The organism is Aquamicrobium terrae (assembly GCF_040545735.1).
Taxonomy (GTDB): domain Bacteria; phylum Pseudomonadota; class Alphaproteobacteria; order Rhizobiales; family Rhizobiaceae; genus Mesorhizobium; species Mesorhizobium terrae_A.
This window is the reverse complement of record NZ_JBEPML010000010.1, coordinates 92,001-105,007: the sequence shown is the minus strand read 5'-3', so window position 1 is coordinate 105,007 and position 13,007 is coordinate 92,001. Positions and strand designations below refer to the sequence as shown.

The window sequence follows — 13,007 nt, the reverse complement described above, 5'->3', positions numbered from 1 at the left end:
ATCACGCCACCCGCCGCTCGTCGACATCGTGGATGTGGCGAAACAGCGGATCCTGCTTCAGGAACGCCTGCACGGCGGCGAAGACGTCGCCGTCCACGCGGGTGCCCGGCTGGCCGGGCAGGGGGCGCTGGCCGGCAATGCCCCGGCCGGCCAGATCGAGGACGACGATGCGATGGGCGACACGCACCGCTTCCATGAGGTCGTGGGTCACGAACAGGCCGGCGAAATGCGCGCTGCGCGCCGCCTCGATCACGAGGTCCTGCATGCGCCGCTTGAGGGCGGCATCGAGGGCGGTGAACGGCTCGTCGAAGAAGATGAAATCGGGATCGACGGCAAGGGCGCGCGCGATCGCCACGCGCTGGCGCATGCCGCCGGAAAGCTCGGCCGGATATTTGTCGAGGTCGACGGCATCGAAGGCCACCCGGCTTGCCGCCGCCTCGGCCCGCGCCTTGCGCTCGCGGGCGCGGATGCCCGCCAGCCGCAACGGATAGGCGATATTGTCGCGGGCCGTGGCCCAGGGCAGCAGGCGCGGTTCCTGGAACACCATGGCATGGCGGCGATAACCGGCGGCAACGGTGCCGCGCAGCGGCTCCACGATGCCGGCGGCGATGTGGACCAGCGTGCTCTTGCCACAGCCGGAGGGGCCGACCAGCGCCACCACCTCGCCGGGCGCCACGGCAAGGTCGATATGGTCGAGCACGGTGCGGCCGAAATAGGCATGGCCGATGCGCGAAAGGGAAAGCGCGTTCATCTTTTGACCCCCCATGGCCGCGCGGCCGCCCGCCAGCGCTCGAACTCCGAGCGCACGGGATGCACGACCCCGTATTCCACGACGATCAGGGCCGCGACCGCGATCGTCACCCAGGCGAGCGCCCCGGCCACGTCGAGATTGGCGCGGCTACGCGCCAGTTCGCCGCCGATGCCGCCGACATTGGCCAGAAGCTCGGCCATCACAGCCACCTTGAAACCCATGCCGAGCGCCACCACCAGGGCGGGGAAAAGATGTGCCGCGACATGGCGCAGGCCGAGCGTGGTGAGCCGCTGCACCGGTCCGGCGCCGAAGGCGCGCGCCATGTCGTCCAGCCCACGGTCGCGCGTCATCACCCCCTCGGCCACCCCGACGAAGACCAGTGGCGCCGCCGCCACCACGATGGTCACGATGACGGTGCCGTCGGTGGAACCGAACCAGATCATCGCCAGCACGATCCAGGCGATCGGCGGCACGCCGAGCAGCACGGTGACGAGCGGCCGGGCCAGCCGCATGGTGGCGGGGGAGTAACCGGCCGCCAGGCCGAAGGCGGCACCCGCCAGCGCCGAAACCACGAAGCCTTCCACCGCGCGCGAGCCGGTAATCAGCGCCACTTCCCATGCGTGCCGGTCGGAGAGAATGGCTGCGCCCGCCGCCAGCGTATCGAGCGGGGCGGGCAGGATGAAATCGCCATAGGCCTCATGGCCGGCCTGCCACAGCGCAGCCAGTAGGGCCAGCCCGGCAAGACCGGACCAGGCCGACCACAGGAAGCTTCCCGTGCGTCCGAGCCGTGACAGCGCCGCGCCGAACATCGCCTTAGAGGTAGAAGCCATCATCGGGCAGCTTGCCGCCGATCAGGGCGGGATCGGCATCCGCCAGCGTGGTCAGCATGGCCTCGATCTCGGTCCGCATCGTCACGGCGCGCGCCGCCACCAGCTTGGAGGTGGCGATGGACGCGGCGATCACCGGGGCCGGCATCTCCAGCGCCGGGGCCGCGTCGGCCGCCGCCTTTTCCGGCTCGGCATTGACCTCGGCGGACATTTTTTCCAGCACGGCCTGCAAATCGTCGGCGACGCCCGGATTGGCCTGCGTGAACGCATCGGTGAGGGCAAGGCCCGCCTGCGGCAGCACCGGCTGGCCGCCGCTCACCTCGCCCCATACCTCCTGAATATCGATGACGCGCGCCACGGTCTTGCCGGCCGCGCCGGCAAGCATGATGGCGGCCGAGATGGCAGGCTCCGGCGCCAGCACCGCATCCACCCGGCCGGCGAGCAGCATCTGGATCGCCTCGACCGGCGAACCGACCGTCTCGATGGCAAGATCGGTTCCGGCGACGAGGTTATAATGCGGCAGCAGCCGCGCCAGCACCAGGTCCGGCGTGTCGTTGCGGAACGGGACGGCGAGCTTCTTGCCCTTCAGGTCGGCCAGGCCGGTCACGCCGGTGTCCGTGGAAATGACGTAGAGCAGCCCTTTGGTCATGACGTTGAGCAGCTTCAGCTTGAAGCCGCGGTTGTAGAGGCTGGCGGCCGCCTGCACCGGCAGCACCACGGCCTGCATGGTCCCGGACGTCAGGCCGGCGCGCATTTCGTCAGGGTTGCGCCAGGCCTTGAAACTTGCCTTGTCGGCGATCTGCGACAGCGCACCGGAAGCTGCCGCATGGGCAAGGATGATCGAGGGGCCGGCGGGGGGACCGTAGAGCGCAAGTTCGGCCAGCGGGGCGGCAAAGGCGCGGCCGGCCGCGCCGGTCACGAAAGGCAGTGCCAGCGCACCACCCATGACGGCCAGCAAGGAGCGGCGGCCGGCGCGGAAGGAGAGAGGTGTGGAACTGGACATAGGGAGGCTCCCGGCTGGTGGTGCTTTGCGCCCGGATAGGGGCATTCGAGCCCAACCATATAAACTGGACTATCATATTCCAGTTTGTGCCAGATCAAACAAAAGCAGGTATTGCAATCTATGTGCGCCGGGCCGAACCGATCCAGGCGGTCACGCTCCCTGGACTTCGGCAGCTCCGCGATCTATTTTGGTCTTCCGGCAGCCTCGAAATCGCATCAGGTCCCGCCCTTCGCTTCGCCTGCCGCAACGGATGCGGTTCCGGCCTGTGCTTCAGCCCTCAATCCAGCATGTTCACACCGCGCAAGCGGAAGGAGTTTCTATGGCCGATGCCCAATGCGCCTGCGGCGCTCTTAGACTGACGTTTGGCGAACCCCCGCAATTGACCGCGCTATGCCACTGTTTCGCTTGCCAGCGAAGAACCGGCGCGCCGTTCAGCGCCAATGCCTTCTACGCGATCGACTGTGTCGAAATAACCGGAGCGTCGACGGAATTCGTCCGCACCGCCGATAGCGGCCGCAAGGTCCACATGCATTTTTGCCCGACTTGCGGTTCCACCGTCTATTGGCGGGCGGAGGCCTCCCCGTCGTGGATCGGGGTAGGGGTAGGTTCGTTTGCCGACCCGGCCTTTGCGCCGCCCGCCATGTCCGTGTTCGAACAGTCGAAACACAAATGGGTGCAGCTTGACGAAACGGTAGGGCGGTTCCAGGGACTTCCAATCGATCGCTCCTAGCCGCGCTTCCTTGCGAGGGATGGCATCTCCCGCCGCCTCGGCAGGACGGTCGGCGCCTTGATGACCGGTCCGTCCATCAGCGGATCCGGCACCGCAATCGCGGCCAGCCGTGCCCGGTCGGTTATCGTCACGCGCATGCCCTGAACCACCACACCATGGCCTTGCAGGGCCTTCATCGACCGCGACAGGTTTTCGGGCGTCATGCCCAGATGGGAGGCGAGATGCCGCTTCTCCACCGGCAACACGATGGTGGCGGCATCGCCGGACCGGCATGACTGGTGCAGGATGTAAGCGGCGAGCCGCTCCAGCGAATTGCGCAGCTTCAGGTTCTTGGCCTGGCGCACGAAAGCGCGGTAACCGCCGGCCAGTTCGCGCATCGCGGCCATGGCGAAATCGCTGTCGCGCCGCAACGCCACCCGCACATCCGCGACGGGGATCAGGACGATCTGCGACCGCTCCAGCGTCCGTGCCGACATCAGATAGGGCTCGTCATACACGCAGGCCGCCAGGATGAACGTCGAGACCGGGTGCACGATCCCCATCACGGTGTCGCGCCCGTTCCAGCTGGCGTGCAGTTCGACGGACCCTTCGATGATGACATGCAGGAAATCCGCATATTCGCCCTGCCTGATCAGTTCGAGCTGCGCCGGAAAGCTCTGCGAGTAGGCGATCTGCATCAGACTGTCGAAGGTCGGCGTCATCATTTCGCGGAACAGCGGCAGGCGCCGGAGATTCGGCTTCTCGTCATCGCGCATGATGAGCACCTCCTGTGGCCTTATTGATATTTATCAAGCGAGTAACCGTAAAACTTCAATTCCGATATCCATATCCATCAATGGAACTTCATATGATTATCAAAGCTTAGCTGACCTGCTTCGAAGAAGATCAATTACCTCGGCGTCAGCAATTGTAGTTGATCTGCATCAAAGACCATCGGCATCGACCATGTTTGTTGAGATGTGAGCTAACACATCCAGCCACCGGAGCCAGACCCGGAGTCGAGCCCATGACCGGCCAACAGATGCCTAGCCGTGCAGACCAGCAACGCGCCTTGTGGTTGAGCACAATATCCTTCACCCTGTGCTTTGCCGTCTGGACGATCTTTTCCATCATCGGCCTGTCCATCAAGGATGAGCTCGGACTTTCCGAATTCGAATACGGTCTGCTGATCGCGACGCCGGTGCTGACCGGCTCGCTGACCCGGCTCATCCTCGGCGTGTGGACCGAGCGCTATGGCGGGCGGCTGGTGTTCGCGGCCCAGATGATCCTGACCGGTGCGGCCACCTTCGCCCTGACATGGGCCGACAGCTACGCCACATTCCTGCTGGCGGCACTGGGCGTCGGCCTTGCCGGCGGCTCCTTCATCATCGGCGTCGCCTATGTCTCGAAATGGTATCCGCAGGCCCGGCAGGGCACCGCGCTCGGCGTGTTCGGCATGGGCAATGTTGGCGCGGCGGTCACCAAGTTCCTCGCCCCGTTCGTGCTGATCGCCTGGGGCTGGCAGGGAGTGGCGGAAATATGGGCGGCGGGCATCGCCATCATGGGCGTCATCTTCTACCTCGTGGCCAGGGACGATCCGGATTTCGCCGCGCGGCGGGCCAAGGGCGTTGCCGCACCCAGCCTTGCCGAGCAGTTCGCGCCCCTGAAGAACCTCCAGGTCTGGCGCTTCTCGCTCTACTATTTCTTCGTTTTCGGCGGCTTCGTGGCGCTGGCGCTGTGGCTGCCGCACTATCTGGTGCAGGTCTATAACGTGGACGTGCGCACCGCCGGCATGGCGGCGGCCGCCTTCAGCCTCTCGGCCAGCGTCTTCCGTGCCTATGGCGGCGTGCTGTCCGACCGTTTCGGCGCCCGCTCTGTCATGTACTGGACCTTCGGCTTCTCGCTGCTGTTCCTGTTCATGCTGTCCTATCCGCCGACCGACTACGTGATCCGCGGCAAGGACGGGCCCATCGCCTTCTCCACCGAGATGGACCTGTGGCCCTTCGTCGCCACCACCTTCGCACTCGGCTTCTTCATGAGCCTCGGCAAGGCGGCCGTGTTCCGGCACATCCCGATCTACTACCCGAACCATGTCGGATCGGTCGGCGGCCTGGTCGGCATGATCGGCGGCCTTGGCGGCTTCATCCTGCCCATCGTGTTCGGCGTGCTGCTCGACGTGACCGGCATCTGGACGTCGGCCTTCCTGCTCCTGTTCCTCATCGTGCTCGTCTCGATGGCATGGATGCATCTGTCAATCCGGGCCATGGAGCGGCAGGCGCAGGGCGTGGCCCTCGACCGGCTGCCCAATTTCCCCGAGCTGGCGGAAGTTCACGACCCCGAACGCACCGTCATGCCGCATCTGATCGAGGACTGGCGGCCCGAGGACCCGAAATTCTGGGCCCAGACGGGGCAACGCATCGCAAAGCGCAACCTGTGGATCTCGATCCCCGCCCTGCTGCTGGCTTTCGCGGTGTGGATGGTGTGGTCGGTGGTCGTCGCCCAGCTTCCGTCGATCGGCTTCGCCTTCACCCAGGACCAGCTTTTCTGGCTGGCGGCGCTGCCGGCGCTGTCGGGAGCCACGCTGCGCATCTTCTACAGCTTCATGGTGCCGATCTTCGGCGGCCGGCTGTGGACCACGCTATCGACCGCCTCGCTGCTGGCGCCGGCCCTCGGCATCGGCTATGCGGTGCAGAACCCTGACACGCCCTATCTGATCTTCGCGGTGCTGGCGCTGTTGTGCGGCTTCGGCGGCGGCAACTTCGCCTCCTCCATGGCCAATATCAGCTTCTTCTTCCCGCGTGCCGAGAAGGGCAACGCCATGGCGCTGAACGCCGGGCTCGGCAATCTGGGCGTTTCGGTCATGCAGTTCCTGGTACCGCTGGCCATCACCGCCGGTGTCTTCGGCGCGCTCGGCGGGCCGGCGCAGGAACTGTCCGACGGCGGCCGCATCTGGATGCAGAATGCCGGCTTCATCTGGGTGCCCTTCATTCTCGCGTCGACGGCGGCCGCCTGGCTCGGCATGAACGACATCGCCGACGCCCGGGCGAGCTTCCGCGAGCAGGCGGTGATCTTCACCCGCACCCACAACTGGGTGATGTGCCTGCTTTACGTCGGCACCTTCGGCTCCTTCATCGGCTATTCGGCCGGCTTCCCGCTGCTGTCCAAGCTTGCTTTCCCCGAGGTCGACGCGCTGAAATACGTGTTCCTCGGCCCGCTGGTCGGCGCGCTGAGCCGTGCCGGCACCGGCTGGCTGTCCGACAAGGTCGGCGGCGCGCGCGTCACCTTCTGGGTCTTCGCCGGTATGATCGCATCCGTGCTGGGCGTGATCTGGGCGTTGCAGATCGGCTCCTTCGCCGGCTTCTTCGCCTTCTTCATAGCGCTCTTCTTCTTCACCGGCGTCGGCAATGCCTCGACCTTCCAGATGATCCCGGTAATCATGCGCAAGGAAGTCGCCCGGCTGGCGCCCGACCGGGACGCGACCGAGCAGCGCCGCCAGTCGGAGCGCGAGGCCGCCGCCATCATCGCCTTCACCAGCGCCATCGGCGGCTATGGCGGCTTCTTCATTCCCAAGGCCTACGGCACCTCGATCGGCATGACCGGATCGCCGCTGGCGGCACTTTGGGCTTTCCTTGCCTTCTACGTCGTGTGCCTCGCCGTCACCTGGGTGGTCTACACCCGCCGTGGCGGACTCCTGCACGACGTCGAGCGTGGCCGGGCACCGGCCGCCGCCATTCCTGCCGAATAATTGAGGAGACAGCCATGAGCCATCTTCTGGATCGCCTGAATTTCCTGACATCGCTGCGCAAGGACACCTTTGCCAACGGCCATGGCCAGACGACGATCGAGAGCCGCGACTGGGAGGACGCCTATCGCCGGCGCTGGCAGCACGACAAGATCGTGCGCTCCACCCACGGCGTGAACTGCACCGGTTCCTGCTCTTGGAAGATCTACGTCAAGTCGGGAATCGTGACTTGGGAAACGCAGCAGACCGACTATCCGCGTACGCGGCCGGACCTGCCGAACCACGAGCCGCGCGGTTGCGCGCGCGGCGCTTCCTATAGCTGGTATCTCTACAGCGCCAACCGGGTGAAGACACCGCTGATCCGGGGCCGGCTGATGCGCCTGTGGCGCGAAAAGCGCAGGACCATGAGCCCGGTCGAGGCATGGACGGCGATCCAGAACGACCCGGCGGCGCGCGAAAGCTACACCCGCATCCGCGGCAAGGGCGGCTTCGTGCGGGCGAGCTGGGACGAGGCGACCGAGATCGTCGCCGCCGCCAATGCCTACACGACGCGCAAATACGGTCCCGACCGGGTGTTCGGCTTCTCTCCGATCCCGGCCATGTCGATGGTTTCCTATGCGGCCGGCACCCGCTATCTGTCGCTGCTCGGCGGCACCTGCATGTCGTTCTACGACTGGTATTGCGACCTGCCGCCGGCCAGCCCCCAGACATGGGGCGAGCAGACCGACGTGCCCGAATCCGCCGACTGGTACAATGCGGGATATCTGCTTCTGTGGGGTTCGAACGTGCCGCAGACGCGCACGCCCGACGCCCATTTCTACACCGAGGTGCGCTACAAGGGCACCAAGAGCGCCGTCATCTGCCCGGACTATTCCGAGGCCGCCAAGTTCGCCGACATCTGGCTGAACGCCAAGCAAGGCACCGATGCGGCGCTGGGCATGGCCTTCGGCCACGTCATCCTGCGCGAGTTCCACCTCGACCGGCAGGTGCCCTATTTCGAGGACTACTGCCGCAAATATTCCGACATGCCGATGCTGGTGCGCCTCGACCGGCAGGGCGGCCGGCTGGTGCCCGGCCGGCAGTTGCGGGCGGCCGATTTCGCCCGTTCGCTGGGCGAGAAGAACAATCCCGACTGGAAGACGGTCGGGCTCGACGAGATTTCCGGCAAGATCGTGGTGCCCAACGGCTCGATCGGCTTCCGCTGGGGCGAGACCGGCAAGTGGAACCTCGAAGAGAAGGCCGGCAAGGACGACATCCGGCTCAAGCTCAGCCTGATCGCCGCGGCGGATCACGACGAGGTGGCCGGCGTCGACTTCCCTTATTTCGGCGGCGCAGCGACCAACGGCTTCGCCGTCGACGACCGCGGCGAGGTGCTGACCCGCAACGTGCCGGTGAAGCGGCTCAAGCTGGCCGGCGGCGAGGAGGTGCTGGTCGCCACGGTGTTCGACCTCCTGTGCGCCAACTACAGCCTCGACCGGGGCCTCGGCGGCACCCATGTCGCCGCCGACTACGATGCCGACGTGCCGTTCACGCCGGCCTGGGCCGAGCGCATCACCGGCGTTCGCCGCGACAAGATCGTCCAGGTGGCGCGAGAATTCGCCGACAATGCCGAAAAGACCAACGGACGTTCCATGGTCATCATCGGCGCGGCGATGAACCACTGGTTCCACATGGACATGAACTACCGCGCCGTCATCAACATGCTGGTGATGTGCGGCTGCGTCGGCCAGTCGGGCGGCGGCTGGGCGCATTATGTCGGGCAGGAGAAGCTGCGACCGCAGACCGGCTGGACGGCGCTGGCCTTCGCCCTCGACTGGGCGCGACCGCCGCGCCACATGAACTCGACCTCGGCCTGGTATGCCCATACCGACCAATGGCGCTACGAGACGGTGCGCACGCAGGAGATCCTGTCGCCAACCGCGCCGGCGGGCGACTGGAACCGGCTCAGCCTCATCGACTTCAACATCCGCGCCGAACGCATGGGCTGGCTGCCCTCGGCGCCCCAGTTGAAGACCAATCCGCTGGAGGTCGGCCGCGCGGCGAAGGCCGCCGGCGTCGAGGCCCGGGACTATGTGGCCGAGCGCCTGAAGTCGGGTGAATTGCAGATGTCCTGCGAGGACCCCGACGCACCCGAGAACTGGCCGCGCAATCTGTTCGTGTGGCGTTCCAACCTGCTCGGCTCCTCCGGCAAGGGCCATGAATATTTCCTGAAACACCTGCTCGGCACCGACCATGGCGTGCAGGGCAAGGATTTGGGCTGGGAAGGCGATCTGCGGCCCGTCGAGGCCGTCTGGCACGAGCGGGCGCCCGAAGGGAAGCTCGATCTGCTGGTCACAATCGACTTCCGCATGTCCACCACCGCCGTCTATGCCGACATCGTCCTGCCGACGGCAAGTTGGTACGAGAAGGACGACATGAACACGTCGGACATGCATCCGTTCATCCATCCGTTGCAGGCGGCGGTGGACCCGGCCTACGAATCGAAGACGGACTGGGAAATCTTCAAGGCCATCGCCAGGAAATTCTCCGAAGTGGCCCCGGAAATCCTCGGCGTCGAAACGGATGTGGTGCAACTGCCGCTCCAGCACGACAGCCCCGGCGAGATCGCGCAGGGCGTCGTCCGCGACTGGAAGCGCGGCGAGTGCGAGCTGATCCCCGGCCAGACCGCGCCCGCTTACATCGCCATCGAGCGCGATTATCCCAACCTCTACAAGCGCTTCACGGCGCTCGGACCGCTGATGGAGAAGATCGGCAATGGCGGCAAGGGCATTGCCTGGGACACCAGGGACGAGGTGCACCACCTGAAGGCCCTCAACGGCACCGTGACCGAGGAGGGTCCCACGCGTGGCATGGCTCGCATCGAGACCGCCATAGATGCGGCCGAGGTGGTGCTGATGCTGGCGCCGGAGACCAATGGCGAGGTGGCGGTGAAGGCCTGGGATGCGCTGGCCAAGGCCACCGGCCGCGACCACAAGCACCTGGCCGAGGTGAAGGAAGACGAAAAAATCCGCTTCCGCGACATCGCCGCCCAGCCGCGCAAGATCATCTCCTCGCCCACCTGGTCGGGGATCGAGAGCGAGGAGGTCTGCTACAATGCCGGCTGGACCAACGTCAACGAGCTGATCCCGTGGCGCACCGTCACCGGGCGCCAGCAGCTCTATCAGGACCATGAATGGATGCGCGCCTTCGGCGAGGGCTTCGTCACCTGGCGGCCGCCGGTGGACCTCAAGACCGTGGGCGCGGAGGCGACGCGCTCGCTGGCGGAAGGCGAGCCGCATGTGGTGCTGAACTTCCTGACCCCGCACCAGAAATGGGGCATCCACTCCACCTACACCGACAACCTTTTGATGCTGACCCTCAACCGGGGTGGGCCGGTGGTGTGGATTTCGGAGACCGACGCCAGGAAGGCGGGCCTTGTCGACAACGACTGGGTGGAGGTCTTCAACACCAATGGCGTCATCACGGCCCGCGCCGTGGTCAGCCAGCGGATGAAGGAAGGCTCGATGTTCATGTATCACGCTCAGGAGAAGATCGTGAACACGCCCGGCAGCCAGATCACCGGCAAGCGCGGCGGCATCCACAACTCCGTCACCCGCATCGTTTTGAAGCCCACCCACATGATCGGCGGCTATGCCCAGCTCGCCTACGGCTTCAACTACTACGGCACGGTCGGCTCCAACCGCGACGAGTTCGTGATCGTGCGCAAAATGTCGAAGGTCGACTGGCTCGACCGGCCCGCAACCCAGACCACGGAGGCAGCGGAATGAAGGTACGTGCCCAGATCGGAATGGTGCTGAACCTCGATAAATGCATCGGGTGCCACACCTGCTCCGTCACCTGCAAGAACGTGTGGACGAGCCGCGAGGGGGTGGAATACGCCTGGTTCAACAATGTCGAGACCAAGCCCGGCATCGGTTATCCCAAGGACTGGGAGAACCAGAAACGCTGGAACGGCGGCTGGACCCGCACCCGTTCGGGCGCGTTGCAGCCCCGGCAGGGCAGCAAATGGCGCATATTGGCGAACATCTTCGCCAATCCGGACCTGCCCGAGATCGACGATTTCTACGAGCCCTTCGACTTCGACTACGACCACCTGAAATCCGCCCCGGAAATGCAGGCGTTCCCGACCGCGCGCCCGCGCTCGAAGATTTCGGGCGAGCGCATGGAAAAGATCGAATGGGGCCCGAACTGGGAGGAAATCCTCGGCGGCGAGTTCGAAAAGCGCTCCAGGGACTACAATTTCGAGGGCATCCAGAAGGAGATCTACGGCCAATACGAGAACACCTTCATGATGTACCTGCCGAGGCTGTGCGAGCACTGCCTCAATCCGGCCTGCGTCGCCTCCTGCCCGTCGGGCGCGATCTACAAGCGCGAGGACGACGGGGTCGTGCTGATCGACCAGGAAAAATGCCGGGGCTGGCGCATGTGCGTCTCGGGCTGCCCCTACAAGAAAATCTACTACAACTGGTCGACGGGCAAATCCGAGAAGTGCACGCTGTGCTATCCGCGCCTGGAGAGTGGTCAACCGACCGTGTGCTCGGAAACCTGCGTCGGGCGCATCCGCTATCTCGGCGTGATGCTCTACGACGCCGACCGCATCGCCGAGGCGGCGAGCGTCGAGAACGAGGAGGATCTCTACGACGCCCAGCTCGGCGTCTTCCTCGACCCGAACGACCCCCAGGTGATCGCCGCCGCCCGTGCCGAGGGCGTTCCCGAGGACTGGATCAGGGGCGCGCAGAAATCGCCGATCTGGAAGATGGCGATGGAATGGAAGATCGCCTTTCCGCTGCATCCCGAATACCGCACCTTGCCGATGGTCTGGTACGTTCCGCCGCTGTCTCCGATCCAGAATGCGGCCGAAGCCGGCCGGATCGCCGCGCAGGACAACATGCCCGACGTGCGCTCGCTGCGTATTCCCGTGCGCTATCTCGCCAACATGCTCACCGCCGGCGACGAGGCGCCGGTCGTCTCGGCGCTGGAACGCATGCTAGCCATGCGCGCCTATATGCGCTCGAAAACGGTGGACGGCGTCGTCAATCTGGGCGTAGCCAAGCGGGTCGGCCTGGTGCCGCAGCAGATCGACGAGATGTACCAGCTTCTGGCCATCGCCAATTACGAGGACCGTTTCGTCATCCCGACCACCCATCGCGAACTGGTCGAGGACGCCTATGACCTCAAGGGTGGCTGCGGCTTCACCGACGGCAACGGCTGCTCGAGCGGGCATTCGCCCCAGTCGCTGTTCGGCGGCAAGAAGTTCCGCAGCCCGCAGGAGTTCATCGCATGAGGACGTTCAAGGCCCTGTCGGCCCTGCTCAGCTATCCGAGCCGCGATCTTCAGCAGGCGGTCCCCGCGATCCGGACAGTGCTCGACGAGGGCGTGCTGCCGGAAGCCGCCGTCACGGCGCTGGAGCCGCTGCTCGCCTCGCTGGAGACACAGGACATCTACGACCTTCAGGAACGCTACGTGCTCCTGTTCGACCGCTCGCGCACCCTGTCGCTCAACCTGTTCGAGCACATCCATGGCGAAAGCCGCGACCGGGGCGGGGCGATGGTCGACCTGCTTGAAACCTATCGCGCCGGCGGCTTCGACCTCGCCGGGCCCGAACTGCCCGACCATCTGCCCGTGCTTCTGGAGTTCCTGTCCACCCGGCCGATTGCGGAAGCGCGCGAAATGCTGGCCGACGCCGGCCACATCCTCGTCGCGCTGGCTGAGCGTCTGGCACGGCGCGGGACCGCCTATGCGGCAGTGCTGGAAGGGCTGGTCGCCTTCGCCTCCGCTAATCCGGAAACGGAAGAAGCGCAGGCGCTGTTGTCCCAGCAGGACGACAATCCCGAGGATCTGGCCGCCCTCGACGCGGTCTGGGAGGAGACGCAGGTCACCTTCGGGCCCGATCCGAATGCGGGCTGCCCGGTCAGCCGCGACATCCTTGCCCGGATGGACCCGCCACCCGCGCCCGGCATGCAGTGAACAGGAGG

9 protein-coding genes are annotated in these 13,007 nt (G+C 65.6%); 5 read left to right on the top strand and 4 right to left on the bottom strand.

Annotated elements, in window-relative coordinates; genetic code table 11:
• Position 1: 1 nt before the first annotated feature.
• The 3 genes from ABID37_RS15260 to ABID37_RS15250 are packed head-to-tail and all read right to left on the bottom strand — an operon-like array spanning position 2 to position 2,581.
• Entirely contained in the window at positions 2-751 is a 750-nt protein-coding gene (locus tag ABID37_RS15260) for an ABC transporter ATP-binding protein (protein WP_354196222.1), read from the bottom strand.
• Entirely contained in the window at positions 748-1,584 is an 837-nt protein-coding gene (locus ABID37_RS15255) for an ABC transporter permease (RefSeq protein WP_354196220.1), read from the bottom strand. The genes ABID37_RS15260 and ABID37_RS15255 overlap by 4 nt, the downstream gene beginning before the upstream one ends.
• Entirely contained in the window at positions 1,565-2,581 is a 1,017-nt protein-coding gene (locus ABID37_RS15250; protein ID WP_354196218.1) for an ABC transporter substrate-binding protein, read from the bottom strand. The genes ABID37_RS15255 and ABID37_RS15250 overlap by 20 nt, the downstream gene beginning before the upstream one ends.
• A 319-nt stretch (positions 2,582-2,900) precedes the next feature.
• On the opposite strand from ABID37_RS15250, the gene ABID37_RS15245 reads away from it, so the two are divergent.
• The gene (locus ABID37_RS15245; RefSeq protein ID WP_354196216.1) at positions 2,901-3,311 is read left to right on the top strand and encodes a GFA family protein; all 411 of its coding nucleotides are present in this window, start codon (positions 2,901-2,903) and stop codon (positions 3,309-3,311) included.
• Here ABID37_RS15245 and ABID37_RS15240 read toward each other — a convergent pair.
• Positions 3,308-4,066 (bottom strand): helix-turn-helix domain-containing protein, encoded by a 759-nt coding sequence (locus tag ABID37_RS15240; protein WP_354196214.1) that lies wholly within the window; start codon positions 4,064-4,066, stop codon positions 3,308-3,310. The two genes, ABID37_RS15245 and ABID37_RS15240, sit on opposite strands and share 4 nt — an antisense overlap.
• 251 nt (positions 4,067-4,317) lie before the next feature.
• On the opposite strand from ABID37_RS15240, the gene ABID37_RS15235 reads away from it, so the two are divergent.
• Genes ABID37_RS15235 through narJ form a run of 4 tightly spaced genes read left to right on the top strand, consistent with a single transcriptional unit; the run spans position 4,318 to position 12,999 of the window.
• Positions 4,318-7,035 (top strand): nitrate/nitrite transporter, encoded by a 2,718-nt coding sequence (locus tag ABID37_RS15235; RefSeq protein WP_435521569.1) that lies wholly within the window; start codon positions 4,318-4,320, stop codon positions 7,033-7,035.
• Between the two features lie 14 nt (positions 7,036-7,049).
• Positions 7,050-10,799 carry a nitrate reductase subunit alpha gene (locus ABID37_RS15230; protein WP_354196212.1) on the top strand — a complete coding sequence of 1,250 codons (3,750 nt, stop codon included), beginning with the start codon at positions 7,050-7,052 and terminating at the stop codon, positions 10,797-10,799.
• On the top strand, positions 10,796-12,316 hold the full coding sequence (gene narH, locus ABID37_RS15225) for a nitrate reductase subunit beta (RefSeq protein WP_354196210.1): 1,521 nt from the start codon (positions 10,796-10,798) through the stop codon (positions 12,314-12,316). The genes ABID37_RS15230 and narH overlap by 4 nt, the downstream gene beginning before the upstream one ends.
• The gene (gene narJ, locus ABID37_RS15220) at positions 12,313-12,999 is read left to right on the top strand and encodes a nitrate reductase molybdenum cofactor assembly chaperone (protein WP_354196208.1); all 687 of its coding nucleotides are present in this window, start codon (positions 12,313-12,315) and stop codon (positions 12,997-12,999) included. Before narH ends, narJ begins: the two co-directional genes overlap by 4 nt.
• The last annotated feature ends 8 nt before the right edge of the window (positions 13,000-13,007 follow it).